Source organism: Synechococcus sp. O70.1 (genome assembly GCF_047462215.1).
GTDB lineage: Bacteria > Cyanobacteriota > Cyanobacteriia > Thermostichales > Thermostichaceae > Thermostichus.
On sequence record NZ_JANSIT010000001.1, the window covers coordinates 91,461 to 107,755 of the forward strand.

The 16,295-nt window shown below is 58.9% G+C and carries 13 protein-coding genes, 1 tRNA gene and 1 pseudogene; 11 read left to right on the forward strand and 4 right to left on the reverse strand.

Features of this window, described 5'->3' with window-relative positions; translation table 11 throughout:
- Window positions 1-4: 4 nt before the first annotated feature.
- A complete protein-coding gene (gene secA / locus NW833_RS00450) occupies window positions 5-2,860 on the reverse strand; it encodes a preprotein translocase subunit SecA (RefSeq protein ID WP_414411185.1) in 2,856 nt (951 codons plus the stop codon).
- A 193-nt stretch (window positions 2,861-3,053) separates the two neighbouring features.
- On the opposite strand from secA, the gene NW833_RS00455 reads away from it, so the two are divergent.
- From NW833_RS00455 to NW833_RS00475, 5 genes and pseudogenes are all read left to right on the forward strand, one after another.
- Window positions 3,054-3,392, forward strand: coding sequence for a TatA/E family twin arginine-targeting protein translocase (locus NW833_RS00455; RefSeq protein ID WP_414411186.1), 339 nt, complete (start codon window positions 3,054-3,056; stop codon window positions 3,390-3,392).
- 297 nt (window positions 3,393-3,689) lie between these two features.
- A pseudogene (purU, locus tag NW833_RS00460) lies at window positions 3,690-4,528 on the forward strand (formyltetrahydrofolate deformylase).
- A 95-nt stretch (window positions 4,529-4,623) separates the two neighbouring features.
- Complete coding sequence (gene ftsY, locus NW833_RS00465; RefSeq protein WP_414409552.1) at window positions 4,624-6,084, forward strand: signal recognition particle-docking protein FtsY; 1,461 nt, start codon at window positions 4,624-4,626, stop codon at window positions 6,082-6,084.
- 20 nt (window positions 6,085-6,104) lie between these two features.
- Entirely contained in the window at window positions 6,105-7,739 is a 1,635-nt protein-coding gene (locus NW833_RS00470; protein WP_414411187.1) for a DUF2254 family protein, read from the forward strand.
- A gap of 79 nt (window positions 7,740-7,818) precedes the next feature.
- Complete coding sequence (locus tag NW833_RS00475) at window positions 7,819-9,537, forward strand: ArnT family glycosyltransferase (protein ID WP_414411188.1); 1,719 nt, start codon at window positions 7,819-7,821, stop codon at window positions 9,535-9,537.
- 57 nt (window positions 9,538-9,594) lie between these two features.
- Here NW833_RS00475 and NW833_RS00480 read toward each other — a convergent pair.
- Window positions 9,595-9,674 (reverse strand) — tRNA-Leu (locus NW833_RS00480).
- Between the two features lie 214 nt (window positions 9,675-9,888).
- Here NW833_RS00480 and NW833_RS00485 point away from each other — a divergent pair.
- On the forward strand, window positions 9,889-10,140 hold the full coding sequence (locus NW833_RS00485) for a hypothetical protein (protein WP_414411189.1): 252 nt from the start codon (window positions 9,889-9,891) through the stop codon (window positions 10,138-10,140).
- Window positions 10,141-10,246: 106 nt separating this feature from the next.
- Window positions 10,247-10,804, forward strand: coding sequence for a carboxymuconolactone decarboxylase family protein (locus NW833_RS00490; protein ID WP_414393582.1), 558 nt, complete (start codon window positions 10,247-10,249; stop codon window positions 10,802-10,804).
- A gap of 20 nt (window positions 10,805-10,824) precedes the next feature.
- On the opposite strand, the gene NW833_RS00495 is transcribed toward NW833_RS00490, so the two are convergent.
- Entirely contained in the window at window positions 10,825-11,136 is a 312-nt protein-coding gene (locus NW833_RS00495) for a DUF3288 family protein (protein ID WP_414411190.1), read from the reverse strand.
- Window positions 11,137-11,278: 142 nt separating this feature from the next.
- Here NW833_RS00495 and NW833_RS00500 point away from each other — a divergent pair, with 142 nt between their 5' ends.
- From NW833_RS00500 to ndhI, 4 genes are read left to right on the forward strand one after another with little or no spacing between them, the layout of a single operon-like run.
- Complete coding sequence (locus NW833_RS00500) at window positions 11,279-12,463, forward strand: NAD(P)H-quinone oxidoreductase subunit H (RefSeq protein ID WP_414393799.1); 1,185 nt, start codon at window positions 11,279-11,281, stop codon at window positions 12,461-12,463.
- Window positions 12,464-12,492: 29 nt separating this feature from the next.
- Entirely contained in the window at window positions 12,493-12,696 is a 204-nt protein-coding gene (locus tag NW833_RS00505) for a hypothetical protein (RefSeq protein ID WP_414393585.1), read from the forward strand.
- 46 nt (window positions 12,697-12,742) lie between these two features.
- Window positions 12,743-13,864, forward strand: a complete 1,122-nt coding sequence (nuoH, locus tag NW833_RS00510) for an NADH-quinone oxidoreductase subunit NuoH (RefSeq protein WP_414393587.1) — start codon at window positions 12,743-12,745, stop codon at window positions 13,862-13,864.
- Between the two features lie 35 nt (window positions 13,865-13,899).
- Window positions 13,900-14,532, forward strand: a complete 633-nt coding sequence (ndhI, locus tag NW833_RS00515; protein ID WP_414411191.1) for an NAD(P)H-quinone oxidoreductase subunit I — start codon at window positions 13,900-13,902, stop codon at window positions 14,530-14,532.
- Between the two features lie 273 nt (window positions 14,533-14,805).
- On the opposite strand, the gene NW833_RS00520 is transcribed toward ndhI, so the two are convergent.
- A complete protein-coding gene (locus NW833_RS00520; protein ID WP_414411192.1) occupies window positions 14,806-16,188 on the reverse strand; it encodes a right-handed parallel beta-helix repeat-containing protein in 1,383 nt (460 codons plus the stop codon).
- Window positions 16,189-16,295: the final 107 nt, after the last annotated feature.

Consider the following 16,295-nt stretch of genomic DNA (forward strand, 5'->3'; position numbering starts at 1 on the left):
TGCTTTATTCGTGGGTAAAGTCGGCTTCTGGCACCTGGCTTGTCTCGGAACCAGCAGCCACCGCTTGCAGGGGCACTGCCTGCGGCACTTGTACGATCTGGGGTGTAAAGACAAAGAGGTTGTACACGGTGTTGCGGCGGATGTTGTCCAGCATCTCTAGGAACAGCTCGTAGCCCTCGTTCTTGTATTCGATGAGGGGATCCCGCTGGCCATAGCCGCGCAGGCCCACCGCTTCCCGCAGCGCCTCCATCTGTTGCAAGTGCTCCCGCCAGAGGGTATCCACCTGCTGCAATAGGAAAAAGCGCTCAGCCTTCCGCATCAGGCCAGGCTCAAAGGTATCCAAGAAGGCCTCTTTGGCCTCGTAGGCCATCTCCGCCTGTTTGATCAGGTAGTCGAGGATTTCCTGATAGGAGAGATCCCGTAAGTCCTCAACCTTGAGGTTGTCTTTGAGCAGGGGAACGAACTCCTGCATCTTGGCCGTCAGCTTGTCGATTTCCCACTCCTCCGGCGGCAGCTCCGGGTTGACGTGGGCTTGCACGATCTCCTCAACGGTCTTGCGCACGTAGTCCAGGATCTTGGGTTTGAGGTTCTCCCCTTCCAGAATGCGCCGCCGCTCCGAGTAGATAGCCCGCCGCTGGTTGTTGAGAACCTCGTCGTATTCAAACACCTGCTTACGCAGGTCAAAGTAGTACACCTCCACCTTGCGCTGGGCATTTTCTAGGCTTTTCGACAGGAGCGGGTGCTCGATGGGCATGTCTTCGTCTACCCGGAACATGTCCATCAGCTTGGCCACCCGTTCGCCACCGAAGATCTTGAGCAGGTTGTCTTCCAGGCTGAGGAAAAACCGCGAGGAGCCAGGGTCTCCTTGCCGGCCGGCGCGGCCGCGCAGCTGGTTGTCGATGCGGCGGGACTCGTGGCGCTCCGTGCCAATGACATGCAAGCCCCCCAGCCGCACCACCTCCTCGTGCTCGGCCTCTGTGACCTTTTCGTACTCGGCCTTGATGCTGTTGTAGACCTCTCGCAGTTGCAAGATCAGTGGATCCTGCACCGGCGCCTTCTCCGAGGCCACTGCGATGAGATCTTCCACCACCAGCTCCGGCAGGCGGTTTAACCCATACTTGGCCACTGCGGCGGCCACCACCTCGTCCAAAGCCTGGCTGGTGCGAGCTGAGAGCTCACAGGGGTAAAAGTTGGGGGAGACCACCGTCCAGGACTTTTTCGGCTTGGGCGAGGCTGGGCCAAACCCTTGACCGCCGCCGCGGCTTGTCGTGGAGGCCGATCCCAGGGGGTTGTCGGGATCCAGCTGCACCAGCTTGGGCATCAGCCGTTCCCGCAGTTTGAGGCGGGCCATGTATTCCGCGTTGCCACCCAAGATGATGTCCGTGCCCCGCCCAGCCATGTTGGTAGCAATGGTTACGGCACCTTTGCGACCCGCCTGAGCAATGATTTCCGCCTCCCGCTCCACGTTCTCCGGCTTGGCGTTGAGGAGGTTGTGGGGGATCCCTCTTTCCTTGAGCATGGCCGAGAGGCGTTCGGATTTTTCCACGCTGGTGGTTCCCACCAAAACGGGCCGCCCCTTGGCGTGCATGTAGGCAATCTCCTCGACCACCGCCTTCCACTTGGCGTTTTCAGTCTTGTACACCAGGTCAGGGGCATCTATGCGGCGAATGGGCCGGTTGGTGGGGATAACAGTCACTTCGAGGTTGTAGATTTTAACAAACTCTGCTTCCTCGGTGCGAGCCGTGCCCGTCATGCCGGCAAGCTTGGGATAGAGGCGGAAGAGGTTTTGGTAAGTAATGGTGGCTAGGGTTTGGCTCTCGCTTTGAATGGGCACTCCCTCTTTGGCTTCAATGGCCTGGTGCAGGCCATCCGACCAGCGGCGACCAGGGAGCACCCGCCCGGTGAACTCGTCCACGATCACCACCTCTTGGTTGCGGACGATGTAGTGGACATCCCGGATGAAGAGCTCCTTGGCCTTTACAGCGTTAAAGACAAAGTGCGCCCAGGGATCTTTGGGATCAAATAGATCTGAGACCCCCAGCAACCGCTCGGCAGCCTCAAAACCTTCGTCGGTGAGGATGATGTTGCGGGCTTTTTCATCCACCTCGTAGTGCTCGTCGCGGATCAGCTCCCGGGCCACCTGGGCTGCTTTGAGGTACTTCTCGGAGGGACGGGACACCTGGCCAGAGATGATCAAGGGGGTGCGGGCCTCGTCGATGAGGATGGAGTCCACCTCGTCAATAATGCAGTAGTTGAAGGGCCGCTGCATCACTTCTCTGATATCGGTGGCCAGGTTGTCCCGCAGGTAGTCAAAGCCCAGTTCGCTGTTGGTGCAGTAAGTAATGTCGCAGTGGTAGCTGCGCCGCTTCTCGTCGGTGGACATGCCCTCTTGCACCAAGCCAACCGTCAGGCCCAGGAAGCGGTGCACCTGGCCCATCCACTCCGAGTCTCGCCGGGCCAAATAGCCGTTGACAGTAACGATGTGAACCCCCTTCCCAGTCAGGCCGTTTAAGTAGGCCGGTAGGGTGGCCACCAGGGTCTTCCCCTCCCCCGTTTTCATCTCGGCAATCTGGCCCTCGTGCAGCACCATGCCACCAATGAGCTGCACGTCGTAGTGGCGCATGTTGAGAACCCGCTTGGCCGCCTCTCGCACCACTGCAAAAGCCTCGGGCAGGAGTTCGTCGAGGGACTCTCCTCTGTCTAGGCGTTGGCGAAACTCGGTGGTCTTGGCCCTGAGCTCCGCATCGGAAAGGGAGGCAATCTCGATCTCCAGCGAGTTGATCAGCTTGACAACAGGCAGGTACTTGCGGATCTTGCGCTCGTTGGGATCCCCGAGAAGCTTCTGTAGGGCTTGGAGCATGGGAAGCCTAGGCCAATAGAACGGGTATACCCAATTTTATCATTCCCCTCCCCTGGGCTTGGGCGGCCGGAAAGGGCCTGACCTGGTAGCCCAGCCAAGACGGCAGCGGCAGTTTGCTGCAGCAGAGGCAAAAGCGCTTGCGGACAAAGGCAAGAAGATGTCAGGCTAGGGAAGCAAAGCGATCCCCGGGCTTATGAATTTCTTGGGCGTCGGACTGCCGGAAATGCTGGTTATCTTTGCAGTGGCTCTCTTGGTGTTTGGGCCACGCAAGCTGCCAGAGATTGGCCGTGCCCTAGCCAAAACCTTGCGCAGCTTACAGGATGCTGCCAGGGAGTTTGAGGCTCAGTTAAACCAGGAAGCCCAGGAGCTAGAAAGAGCCGCCCGCGCCTCTAGTCCCCAGACAGCCCCTGCAGCTCCGCTCAAAACCGACCCAGTTGCCACAGCCGATATGCCCACAAAGCCGGCTGTGGAGGCAGAGCCCAGGGCCGCCGCATCCCTGTCCGAGGGATCTTCAAGCGTGGATGCTGCCTAGCCAATGCCCCGCTTCGACCCGCTCTGTCTCGGCATAAGGACAATCCTAACTATGCCCTGGCGAATGCAAAAGCCTGGCTGCAGCAGCACGGCCAAAACCCCTCGAGTTATTCTCAGGAGCTGTCCCTCGCCGACTCCTCAGCGGTGATGTAATTCCCATCAACTTCAGGCGTTGGGACAGCCAGCCGGGGGGTTCTGGGTTGTTGCAAGAGCTCAAGACTGAAACCCCCTGGCCAGGGGCGCTTGCCCTCAGACCAATCCAAGTCCTAGGGTAAAGGGGCGAGCTCTTTGCACTTCTATGCCCACGGCTACCCTATTGGTGTCCTGTCCCGATCAAAAAGGCCTGGTAGCCAAGCTCTCCAACTTCATCTACAGCTACGACGGCAACATTCTTCACGCTGACCACCACACGGATCTCGAGGCAGGGTTGTTCCTAAGCCGCATCGAGTGGGATTTAGAGGGCTTTCGCCTGGAACGGTGGGAGATCGTCCCTGCCTTCTCCGGCATTGCCCGCGGGATCCAGGCCAACTGGGAGCTGCATTTTTCCGATACGCGCCGGCGCATTGCGGTGTGGGTTAGCAAGCAACCCCACTGTCTGTTGGATCTCATCTGGCGGCAGAGGGCTGGGGAGCTGCCGGCGGAGATCCCTCTGATCATCAGCAACCACCCCGACTTGGAGCCGCTGGCCCGCTCTTTTGGCATCGACTACTACCACATCCCCGTTTCTCCAGAAAACAGAGCCGAGGCAGAGGCCCGACAACTGGCCTTGCTGCAGGAATATCGGATTGACTTGGTGGTGCTGGCCAAATACATGCAGGTCTTGAGTGGGTGGCTGCTCCGCCAGGCGCCCCCGGTGATCAACATTCACCACTCTACGCTGCCTGCTTTTGCCGGTGCTAACCCCTACCAGCGTGCACACCAGCGGGGCGTCAAGATCATCGGCGCCACCGCCCACTACGCCACTGAGGAGCTGGATGAAGGGAGCAGGACGTAGTACGGGTGAGTCACCGCGACACGGTAGCTGACCTCATCCGCAAAGGCCGCGACGTGGAGCGCCTAGTCCTGGCCCGGGCCGTGCGCTATCACCTAGAAAATCGCGTCCTGGTGTACTGCAACAAAACGGTGGTGTTTGCCTAGGGAAACTGTCCCTTCCTCTTTGGGTGCAAAGGCCGAGCTCTGGAAAAGAAGCTGCTTTGCCAAACTGGAAAAAAAGTCAGGCTAGAGGTGGGATTATGGCCTTTGATTGGTTTCGCCGTCGCTACACCGACTCCAAGGGTGAAGCAGAGTCCTCTCCCCAAAAGGCCGAGTCGGCAACTCCCCCAGCGGCAGAGCCGGCTGCCATGTCGCCAGAAGACTATTTGGCCTTTGCTAAAGCCGCCTATGCCAACCTAAAAGCGCGGGCTGCCGCCAAAGCTACTCAAGCAGAGGTTGTCTCCCCAGCCGCCCCAGAACCCCCTGCAAGCGAGGGATCCCAGCCCTCTGCTCCAGCAGCTACAGCACCTGAAGCCGCCTCCCCCTCATCGTCTCCTGAGCAGCCGGCTGCTGTCCCCTCCTTTTTTGATCTGGCTCCTCGCGCTGCCGAGCGCCTGCAGGCCCTAAAGGCAAGCGCCGTGGAGGAAGCAGAGCCGATCCCTGCCAGCGTTGTTGCTCCTGCTGCCCCACCTCCAGAGTCGGCAGAGTCGGCGGCGGAAGAGCTGGTTTTCGACGAGGGCTTCCGCTGGTCAGCCGAGATCCTGGCGGCCCAAGGACGCAAGCCCGAAGAGATCTCCGTAGAAGAAATTTCCTGGCTGCAGAAGCTGCGGCGAAGTCTGGGCAAAACCCGCCTCAACCTGATCAACCAATTAAAGGCTCTAATGGGCCGGGGGCCTCTTGATCGGGAGGCGGTCGAAACCATTGAGACGATGCTGCTGCAGGCGGATGTGGGCGTTGAGGCCACCGAGCAGATCCTCCAGGCCCTGCAAAAACGCATGCGGGAGGAGGTGGTGCCCCCAGAGGAGGCGGTGAAGTACCTCAAGCAGCAGATGCGGCAGATGCTGACGGTAGGGGATCCCACCTTTGCGCCCCAGCGGGGCACGCTCAACATCTGGCTGATCGTGGGCGTGAATGGGGTGGGCAAGACCACCACCATCGGCAAAATTGCCCATGTGGCCCGCCAGTCCGGCTACCAGTGTCTAATTGCTGCTGCCGACACCTTCCGCGCTGCCGCCATAGAGCAGCTCAAGATCTGGGCAGAGCGGGCGGGGGTGGAGGTCATCGCCAACCCTTCCCCTAACGCTGACCCGGCCGCCGTGGTGTTTGATGCCATCACCGCCGCCAAGGCCAGAGGCACCGAGTTGCTCTTGGTAGATACAGCAGGCCGGCTGCAGAACAAGAAGAACCTGATGGAGGAGCTGGCCAAGATCCGCCGCATCATCGACAAGAAAGCCCCCGAAGCCAAGGTGGAAAGCCTCTTGGTTTTGGATGCTACCCAAGGGCAAAACGGCCTGCGCCAGGCCCAGGTGTTTGCCGAAGTGGCCAAGCTAACCGGCGTCATCCTCACCAAGCTGGACAGCACCGCCAAAGGAGGGATCGCCCTAGCTATTACCCAGCAGATGAACCTGCCTATCCGCTTTATTGGAGCTGGCGAGGGGTTGGAGGATCTAAGGCCTTTTTCCAGCTACGAGTTTGTGGAGGCTCTTCTTAGCGAATATTGAAGGTGCTGGGGGGAAAGAAGATGGGCTTAGCCGCAAACGCTGCCAAGCCTCGCTCTCAAGTTTGGCTTTGGAGTGCGGTGGGGGTGGTGGCAGGTCTAGCCTGGGCAGGGGGGGCGCACCGCTGGATCCAAGCCGGCTTGGCGTTGGCTCTTGCCCAACCCGTTCAGCAGCCAGGAGCGCTGCAGGAGTTTGTGGTCACCTTGGCCGAGGTGCTGTCGGGGATGCTGGGCTTTACCCCCTCGGTGGTGGCCATTGTGGTGCAGTTGAGTGCTGATCGCTTCACCCCCAAAGTTACCGAGTTGTTTCTGCGGGAGAAGACCAATTTCTACCTCTTCTCGTTTTTGATTTTGGCGAATGTGGTCAGTTTGTGGAGCTCGGTGGCCCTGGGTTTCTACGAGGATCCCCAGCTCCTGATTGGGCTAAACCTACTGCTGGGTACGGCCTCGTTTTTGGTGCTCATCCCCTACTTCAGCTTTGTGTTTCACTTCCTGCAGCCGACTTCGATTATTCGCCGCATTGAGCAGCAGGTGCAGCAGGCGATCTTGGGATCCCTTGCCTCCAAATCCTCACGATCCAGATTAGAACAGCGGCAGCCCTCTGCACTACAACCTTGCGCTGCCGCCCATCAGCGCTGCCTCTCGGCCTTGGATGAAATCAAAAGTATTGCCATCAGCGCCCTGCGCCAACGGGAGGAGGTCATCCTCCTGGAAGCCTTGGATAGCCTAAAGGCCCTGTGGATGTTCTATGCCCAGCACAAGGCACACCTACCCCGCTCCTGGTTTCTCTGGACGCCAGCGCTGTGGCGAGATCCGGACTTTGCCTCAGTGGATGAGGGGCTGTTGCGCCAAATCGAAGCGGAGGGATCCTGGCTGGAGCTGAAGATCCTGCGGCAGTATCAGGCCCTGTTTACTGAGGGCCTCAATGGCCTGCGGCAAGCAAGTACTCTGGTGGCCATTCACACGCGGGAGCTGGGGATCCGCGCCCTGCAAAGCCGGGAGCTCCGGCTGGTCGGCTGGGTGATTAAGTTCTTCAACACCTACTTGCGGGCGGTGATCAATGCGCGGGATATCCGCAGCGGCTACAACCTGCTCAAGCAGTACCGTTTGCTGGCCGAGGCCGCCCTGCGCCATCAGCAGCCGGCGTTGGTCTTGGAGATGGTCGGCCATTTTCGCTACTACAGCCTAGTGGCCTACAAGGCCGGCTTACTTTTCCTTTCTGAAACCTTTGGCTTTGACTTGGGAGTGTTGGCCCAACTCAGCTGCGCGCTGCAGTCAGAGACAACGGAGGCCATCCTACAAGTCCTGCTCCACCTGGACCAAGACCCGGAAAGCGAGCAGCAGGAAATGACCCTGCGCGGGATCCGGAAAACCCAGGCGCGGCTAGCAGCCTATTTCCTCAGCCGTGGGCGGGAGGATTTGGCCAGGCTGATCTATGAGGATATGCAACAGGAGCCTTTGGCCCGACTGCAGATCATCCGCCAGGAACTTCACTCCACTGCTTCTGAGTTTTGGGAGTTTACGGATCGGGCGGAGAACTTCTACTACCTGGAGCCTACCCTTCGACCCTATGCCGAGCAGTTTTTCAGCTGGTTTCAGGGACTAACCTCTCTGCCAGCCAGCCTGGAGGGCGTTCCTGGATCCCTGGAGCTTCCGTAAAAAGAAAAGGCCAGATCTCCTTCTGCAGAGTCTAGTCTGGTTAGAGCCGCCACTTGGTGCCGTTCCAGAGGGCTTGTTCATGCGTCCCTTCGGCAACCCCAACCGTTTGGGCAGTGCTCCTCGCCGGGGATCCCTGCCCCCAGCCAGTTCTTTTGTGCAGTTTCGCCGCGACCCGCATCTGTTTTCCTTTTGGGCTTTGAGCCTATTGATCGTGGGCCTGGCAGTGCCGCTGTTTGTGCTCTCGGGAGCGGATCCCAGTTTGGCTGGTTGTGACGAGAGCTTTTACGCCCAGATGGCTCGCGAGCTGCTGCGGGGAGGCAACTGGCTGGGGCCAACTTTTCTGGGAGAGCCTTTTTTTGAGAAGCCTCCCCTACTTACCTGGAGCGTGGCCCTCAGCTTTGCCCTTTATGGCGTAAACGAGTGGGCGGCGCGGCTGCCCGGGATCCTGGCGGCTTTGCTTTCCATCCCCCTCATCGGCTGGATTGGGCGGGCCTTTTTGCCAAGCCGGGCGGCTCTTCTAGGAATGGCGGTTTTGCCCCTGTGCTACCTCTGGGTGCAGCAAGGGCGACTGGTGGGGCAGGATGTGCCTCTAACCTGCCTGGAGCTGCTGGGGATCCTGGCCCTGGTGAACGGCATCCGCGGCCACCGGCGCTGGTTCTGGTTGGCGGGAGTGGCCTTTGGACTGGGCCTTTTGATGAAGAGCGCCATGATCCTGCTGCCGGCGGTGGCTTTGATCCCCTACCTGTGGCAGCAGCGGCGGCACTGGCTGGGATCTGCCCAATTTTGGCTGGCAATTGGCCTGGGCTTGGGGATCTTTGGCCTGTGGCTAGTGCCGGCTGTAGGGGTGCACGGCCCAAAGGTGTTAGCTGCTTTGGTGGGGAAGGTGTGGGATCTGGGGCAAGAACCCTTCCATGCCGATGCCACCGGCTGGTATTACTTTTGGCACATCCCGATCCATGGCTTCCCCTGGACGGTTTTGGCCTTGGTGGGAGGCTGGCTGCTGCTACGGCAAAAGCCCGGATCCACCCTGCTGGTTTGGTCTTTCCCCCTGCTGTTGTTTTTGCTCTTGCAGCTCTATCCCACCAAAACGCCCTACTACACGGTACAGCTCTATCCCTGGCTAGCTCTCCTAGCGGGGGTGGTTCTGGATCAAGCTCTGCCATTTCCGCTCCGCTCCGCCTTGCCGGCAACAGTAGGACGAGGCTCTCGCCGCGACAGACCCCATGTGGCCCAGGTGCTCTCTTGGGGGCTGGCGGCGGTGGGAACCCTGCTTTTGGGTTTGGGGCTGGCCCTCAAGCGGGACGTCGAGGGACTGGGTCTGCTCCAACCCCACGCTTGGCCATTGATGGCGATCGGCCTGCTGTATCTGCTCTTGCCAGCGATCTGGAGCTGGCGGCGGGTGCTGAACTATGCCGGCGAACTCTGGGTGGGCACGCTCCTGGCTGCCAGCATCCTCACCATGGTCAGCATTGTCCTGCGGCCTGACTTCGGCAATTTCAATCCCGCCTTTGCCCAGATGGACTGGAAACAGATGCTGGGCTCTGCAGACCCTGATTTTCCCACAGTGGACATTGGCCGCAGCGGCCTAGCGGACGTCTGTCAGGCCCAGGCCCTTGCCTTCTACACCCCCAACCCAGGACGGTGGGTGGATAACCAGGCCCTGCAAGCAGGGAAACATGGGGATTACCTGTGGGTCTCTCCTGTCCAAGCTCAGCAGATATCGATCCAGAATCTGGGGCTGCAGCCTTTGGCCGAGGTGGAGGGCTGGCAACTGGTGCGCCGCTTGAAAGCGGGGTAGTGGAGGTGAACTCTGCTGCTAGCTGCAGGTCGTGGAAGCAGGCAGGTCACTTTGCCATGGGCAAGGTCGGATTCGAACCGACACGGTTTCCCGCCGCATTTTGAGTGCGGTGCGTCTACCAGTTCCGCCACTCGCCCAGCTAGATCCATTATCGTACTGAAGGGACAGAGGCCCGTCAACTTTGCTGCCCCAACCCGGCTGACAACTGGGAGCCAACGGGATCCATGCCCCTAGAGACCTGTTGAGGTTGCTCTTACTTTCTTCGTGGGGAGAGGGCTCCTAGCCTTCTGATACTCGTCGCTCTTTTGGGGCATTCTAGGTCTAGAACTAGCGGTTTGCAAGGGATCCCCTATGATTCGACTTTTGGTGGCTGCTGCCGTGGTGCTGGTGGGCTTTCTGGTGGTCAATCGCCTCTACCGCAGCCCCTTGAGCTCGGAGCCGAGGCCGGAACAGGCCAGTCCCGAGGCCGCCCAGCAAGGGATCCCGCAGGGAGGGCCGCTGCAGATCTACCAGTCGCGGGATCAACTGCAACAAACCCTCAACCAAGGAGCCACCGCTACCCAGCAGCAAGTGGAAGCCATTGAGCAGTCCTTGGGCAATTGAACTGGGGCTTGCGAAGAGAAAGCAGCCAGGACAGGAGGGTGGAAGGCTTGGGCAGATCTCCCAAACGCGCTAAAGTCGAGAATGCGGCAATTGCTATAGACAGTCCATGCGGATCCCTCCTGTTACTCCAGAGAAAGCCGATAAGCAACTGCAGAAGGTTTACGAAAGCCTGGAAAAAACCTACGGCACTGCCCTGAACCCCTTGCAGGTAATGGCCCACAAGCCTCAACTGATGCGGGCGGTGATGAACCTCTATGGGGCGCTGCACACGCAAAATCCCAACCTGCCTGAGGAGCTAAAAGAACTGATCAGCATCCGCATTGCCCAGATCAACGGCTGCCGCCACTACTGCCTGCCCTACCACACCCTGCAGGCGCAAAAACTGGGGGTTCCCCCAGCCAAAATTGCAGCGGTGGCGCAGGCCCGCACCAGCTCCCTCTACACTGAAGCCGAGAAGCTAGCCATCGAGTACGCCGAGCGCATGACCGTGCCCAGCATGGTGGTGACCGACAGCTTCTTTGCCCGCCTCAAAGCTATTTGGTCAGACGAAGATCTGGTGGAGCTCTCGGCCTGGATTGGCTTCATGAACTTCTGGACCAAGGTCATCGCCGCTTTGGATGTGCCTCTGGACCCCGTTTTTGCCGAGCAACTCCAGGCCTCCTAGCTGGCCGCTAGAAGTCTCCCCTAAGCCCAATCGTCTCGGGTGGTAAAGCTGCGGTCGTACACCTGGCCGAGGGCGTGGATTTGGCGAGTGCGGGCGAATAGCTCTTCTTCGCTGAGGCCCCACCTCTCCAGGATCTGATCCAAATCTCGCTGTAGATCCCAGGCACCGGGGAAGCCATAGTAACGGATGCGCAGACGGGCCACTTCCGCCAGCGCCCAATCGGAGGGGGGGCCCTCCTGGGCCATCAGCTCGTTGAGGAGAGCTCGATCGATGTGGTATTGCGGGTGTTGCTGCTCGCGTCGAGAGGAGCCATTGGCAGAAGAACCGGTCATCGCCCTCCCTCCTTTTTTAGCCAAGGCCAATGGCGAGGATTGGGATCCTTGATGTCTAAAGCCATCGAGGAAAAGTGGGAAAGCCGCTATACTGCAATTGTTGCAGAGTATGAACCTCATTGCGGAGGTGGCGGCTATGCCCATGCCCATGATCGAGACCCGTACCGATCGGATGCTGCTCAACTTTGGGCCGCACCACCCTTCCATGCATGGGGTCTTGCGCCTGCTGGTCACCCTCGATGGCGAAAACATTGTCGACTGTGAGCCCGTGATTGGCTATCTGCACCGCGGCATGGAAAAAATTGCCGAAAACCGCACCGTGGTGCAATACTTGCCCTACGTCTCCCGCTGGGACTATGGGGCTGGCATGTTCAACGAGGCCATTACTGTCAACGCCGTCGAGAAGCTGGCCGGGATCAGCGTGCCCAAGCGGGCTAGCTACCTGCGGGTGATCATGCTGGAGCTAACCCGCATCACCAATCACCTACTTTGGTTTGGCCCTTTCTTGGCGGACTTGGGCGCCCAAACCCCCTTCCTCTACGCCATGCGGGAGCGGGAGTGGATTCTAGACCTGTTTGAAGCCGTCACCGGCATGCGCCTCATCAACAACAACTACTTCCGTGTCGGGGGCGTGGCGGTGGACTTGCCCTACGGCTGGACGGAAAAGTGCTTGGACTTTTGCGAGTACTTCCTGCCCAAAGTGGATGAGTACGAACGGTTGGTTACCGACAACCCCATCTTCCGGCGGCGGCTGGAAGGGGTGGGGGTCATTTCCAAGGAGGATGCCATCAACTGGGGCCTCTCTGGACCCATGCTGCGGGCCTGCGGCGTCAACTGGGATCTGCGCAAAGTAGACCACTACGAGTGCTACGACGACTTCGACTGGGAGGTGGCCGTTTACCCCGAAGGGGACTGCCTGGCCCGCTATCGGGTGCGCATGAAGGAGATGCGCGAGTCCTGCAAAATTGTCCAGCAGGCAGTGAAAGCCCTGCCCGGCGGCCCCTTTGAAAATCTGGAAGCCAAACGCATGCTGGAGGGGCCAAAGTCGGAGTGGAATCAACTGGACTACCAGTTCATTAGCAAGAAGCCCTCGGCCAACTTCAAGATCCCCAAAGGGGAGGCCTACGTGCGGGTGGAGAGCGCCAAAGGGGAGCTGGGGATTTACATTGTTGGCGACGACAATGTCTGTCCTTGGCGCTGGAAGATTCGTCCGCCTGGCTTTGTCAACCTCCAGGTGTTGCCTCAGCTGGTTCGCGGCATGAAGGTGGCCGATATGATTGCCATTCTGGGCAGCATCGACATCATCATGGGGGAGGTGGATCGCTAAGATACTCTAGGAAAGCGAGGACAAAGGCGATGGCCTGGGCGATCCTAGTTCTGCCGCTTTTAATTGTTGTAACCATTGCCGCAATTATTGGCCCCAAGCAATGGGCCAAGTACCAAGAAGAAAGGCGTCGCCGTGCCGAAGAGTTATCCGATGCCCGCCTCCAGGCCATCATTCAACAGGAGCTACGCCGCCGCCACCGCCCTCCCCAGTCGGATCCCAACGGCAAGACCTAATTAGCAGTATTTGCAATCCACTGTCTTTAGGGAGCTACTTGACTCCATGACCACTGCTGGCATCGACTTGCAGCACAGCTTTGAGACGGCCCTGCAAAACTTGGGTCTAAGCCCAGGCGCTGCCCACGCTCTATGGGTACCTCTGCCCATGGTGCTCATGGTTATCGCCGCCACCTTGGGAGTGATGGTCATGACCTGGCTGGAGCGCAAGATCTCGGCGGCGGCCCAACAGCGGATTGGCCCCAACATGGCTGGGCCCCACGGGGTACTGATCCCGATTGCCGATGGCATCAAGCTCTTAACGAAGGAAGATGTACTGCCTAGCCTAGCTGACCCAGTTTTGTTCACGCTGGGTCCCATCCTGGTTTTTCTGCCCGTCTTTCTGTGCTATCTGGTGGTTCCCTTCGGCCAAAACCTACTGATCTCCAACATCGCCATCGGCGTCCTTTTTCTGATCGCCACCTCCAGCGTGCAGCCCATTGGCTTGTTGATGTCCGGCTACGGCTCCAACAACAAGTATTCCCTGCTGGGGGGTCTGCGAGCGGCGGCCCAATCGATTAGCTACGAGCTGCCCTTGGCCTTGTCGGTGCTGGCGGTGGTGCTGATGAGCAACGGCCTAGACACCGTGGGGATCGTGGAGCAGCAAAGTGGCCTGGGGATCCTTAGTTGGAACGTCTGGCGGCAGCCGATTGGCTTTGTCATTTTCTTGATCTCGGCGCTGGCAGAGACGGAGCGGATTCCCTTTGACCTACCGGAGGCCGAGGAAGAGCTGGTGGCTGGCTACCACACCGAGTACTCCGGCATCAAGTTTGCCCTGTTTTATCTAGGCTCCTACGCCAACCTGCTGCTGGCTTCTCTGATTGCGGCAGTGCTGTACCTGGGGGGCTGGTCCTTCGTGGTGCCGGTAGAAGCTATTGCAGCGTGGATGGGGATCCCGCTAGACAATCCCTTTTTGCAGATTGCAGCCGCAGCCTTGGGCATTGTTATGACGATGGTCAAGGCCTTTATCTTTGTGTTTTTGGCTATCCTCTTGCGCTGGACCGTGCCGCGGGTGCGCATTGACCAGCTCTTGGACTTGGGGTGGAAATTTCTGCTGCCCGTCTCGTTTGTCAATTTGCTGTTGACGGCAGCTTTGAAGCTGGCCTTCCCAACCTTTTTCGGGGGTTAATGAAAGTAGAAGCAGCAAGGGAGAGGAAATAGGTCATGACTTTTCTAAAGCGCGTTGGCGAATACGTAAGCGATGCCTTCAAGGCTGCCAAGTACATTGGCCAGGGGATGGGGGTCGTCTTCGACCACATGAACCGCCGGCCCGTGACTGTTCAGTACCCCTTTGAGAAGCTGATCCCCTCTGAGCGCTTTCGGGGACGTATCCATTTTGAGTTTGATAAATGCATCGCCTGTGAAATCTGTGTTCGGGTTTGCCCCATCGACCTGCCCGTGGTGGACTGGGTCTATAACACCGAGCTGAAGAAAAAAGAGCTCTACAGCTACAGCATCGATTTTGGAGTGTGCATTTTCTGCGCCAACTGCGTAGAGTTTTGCCCCACCAATTGCCTCTCGGTTACCGAAGATTATGAGCTAGCCACCTACGACCGCCACGAGCTGAACTACCATCAGGTGGCGCTAGGCCGCTTGCCCTCTAAAGTAACAGAGGATCCAATGGTGACACCTCTGCGGGAGTTTGCCTACCTGCCCAAGGGGGTGATCGATCCCCACGACCTGCCTACCGGATCCCAGCGAGCTGGGAAGCGACCCGAAGAGATTTTGGCAGAGATGAGAGCGGCTAAAGCAGCAGAAGCAAAAGAGGACAAAACTGCTGTAGAGCAGTCTAACTAATAGGCATAGGCAGCTCTCTTGAGTAGTTGACAAGACGCCTTCTTCACTCCAAGAGGCTTGGGCCCAGGCTAATTCCCTCTCTTTGTTGCCGTTCTTGTTTGTGCTGCGGGCGCAGATTGCAAACGGCAACACTTCATCCTTGACGGCGACCGAGGTCTTCACCCCCTCTCTAGGAGACAGAAATCGTCAGCAAAGGCCGGTAAGAAAGGCGACCGGCTGCCACCTAGCGCCTTCTAAGTGGAAATCGAGTGCCCTTCTGGAGCCAACCCCAAGCTAGTTCACCGAAATGGCAGGGCCGAGGTTGAAGTAGGTGGTGCTGCCAGGGTTAGTGGTGTTGTCGAAGATTGTAAGGGTAGTACCGCCGACCCTGATCGGCCCAGGTGAAGGAATGGCGGGAGTCACCCGGATCTGGCCGCCAAAGGGGATGGTGAATGGGCCTGGGAAGATAACCACGTCCCCAGACACCGAGGTGGAAGCGGCAATAACGGGGGAACCTCCTGCTCCTGTCACCGTTACTGTAGCACCAGCAGGCAGGCCTGGGATAGTGATCGTCACACCGGCAGGAGTAGGCGTTAGTGTCGGCGTGGGCGTTGGCGTTGGCCTGGGTATTGGCTCTGGGATGGGCGTTGGAGTCAGCCTAGGTGTCGGTTCCGGGGTAGGTGTGGGTGTCAGTTCTGGAGTGGGCGTGGGCACAGGGCCAACGCTGATCCTTTCAGGAAAGTTCCCCTGGAAGCGGTTGTTGGCCAAGTAGGCAGCAACTACTGTCTCCGGAGTGCCAGCTACCACTTGAATCCCTACCCCCATGCCTTCACCGCGGGTTATGAACGTATTGTCGGAAATAGTACGAGCTTGGCTTCCTTGCAAAATGCGGATACCAACACTGCCAGCTATTCTGCCAACACCGATCCTATTAAATTGGATGGCCGGTGCCGACCCCGCTCCATCCAGCTGGATCCCAGTTGTGCCGTCGGTAGCTGCTTGCCGAGCCTGCACTGGCGCAGCAGTTGCAGCAGTGTCTGGATCCCCTTCAATCTGGTTGTTACGGAAAACCCCGCCAGAGTTGTCGCTATAGCGAACAGCCAAAGCCCGCACAGCCTGCAGGAGGATTGTGCTGTTTTCAATGGTAGGGTTACTACCTGGCACAATGCCTATACCCACACCACCAGCTTTGCTGACGGTGGATGAGATGCTCGCGACCCGGCCATTGCCAGAGATCTGCACACAAGGATCCGAAAATTGCCGGCAAAAGATCTGAGCCAGCTGGCCCAGAACCCCCTCCAGAACCGCAGCATTGCCATTGACCAAGATGTTGGAGCGGGGATCGTTGAGAGTTACCTTGCTCGGCTGAAAGTTGCCGTTGTTCACCTGAACGCGCCCACCTTCTAGCACCACATCCACCCCCTGTAGGCTGGTTTGGCTAGCTACAATCAGGTCGAAGGGTCCGGTCAGGATCTCGTAGGCTGCGGAGCTGGTGATGCGAATCCGTCCGCCGTTGGTGCCGTCGCCCCCATCTAGGGCCAGGTTGCCCTGCAGCCTCTCTCTACCTGCCCCCAGAATCTGGATCAGCACCTCTAGTCCTGCTGTGGCATTTTGCAGCCGCTGCGCTTCTGCAACGGCATCAGCCACCTTGGTAAAGGGGCCCCTGGCCGGATCCACTTGCAGGACGACAGATCCACTACCTGGCGACGGCAGAGGGGGAGAGTTGCCTGTGCCTCCTCCACAGCCAAAAGCGATCCCTGCCAACAGAGTCAGCAAAAGGGAAC

What these genes read in the sequence shown, in the direction of transcription:
- NW833_RS00470 (WP_414411187.1), top strand. Translation starts at nt 6,105, where the DNA reads ATGGGCTTAGCCGCAAACGCTGCCAAGCCTCGCTCTCAAGTTTGGCTT.
- NW833_RS00485 (WP_414411189.1), top strand. Translation starts at nt 9,889, where the DNA reads ATGATTCGACTTTTGGTGGCTGCTGCCGTGGTGCTGGTGGGCTTTCTG.
- NW833_RS00490 (WP_414393582.1), top strand. Translation starts at nt 10,247, where the DNA reads ATGCGGATCCCTCCTGTTACTCCAGAGAAAGCCGATAAGCAACTGCAG.
- NW833_RS00500 (WP_414393799.1), top strand. Translation starts at nt 11,279, where the DNA reads ATGCCCATGATCGAGACCCGTACCGATCGGATGCTGCTCAACTTTGGG.
- NW833_RS00475 (WP_414411188.1), top strand. Translation starts at nt 7,819, where the DNA reads ATGCGTCCCTTCGGCAACCCCAACCGTTTGGGCAGTGCTCCTCGCCGG.
- NW833_RS00505 (WP_414393585.1), top strand. Translation starts at nt 12,493, where the DNA reads ATGGCCTGGGCGATCCTAGTTCTGCCGCTTTTAATTGTTGTAACCATT.
- NW833_RS00495 (WP_414411190.1), bottom strand. Translation starts at nt 11,136, where the DNA reads ATGACCGGTTCTTCTGCCAATGGCTCCTCTCGACGCGAGCAGCAACAC.
- nuoH (WP_414393587.1), top strand. Translation starts at nt 12,743, where the DNA reads ATGACCACTGCTGGCATCGACTTGCAGCACAGCTTTGAGACGGCCCTG.
- ndhI (WP_414411191.1), top strand. Translation starts at nt 13,900, where the DNA reads ATGACTTTTCTAAAGCGCGTTGGCGAATACGTAAGCGATGCCTTCAAG.
- ftsY (WP_414409552.1), top strand. Translation starts at nt 4,624, where the DNA reads ATGGCCTTTGATTGGTTTCGCCGTCGCTACACCGACTCCAAGGGTGAA.
- NW833_RS00455 (WP_414411186.1), top strand. Translation starts at nt 3,054, where the DNA reads ATGAATTTCTTGGGCGTCGGACTGCCGGAAATGCTGGTTATCTTTGCA.
- secA (WP_414411185.1), bottom strand. Translation starts at nt 2,860, where the DNA reads ATGCTCCAAGCCCTACAGAAGCTTCTCGGGGATCCCAACGAGCGCAAG.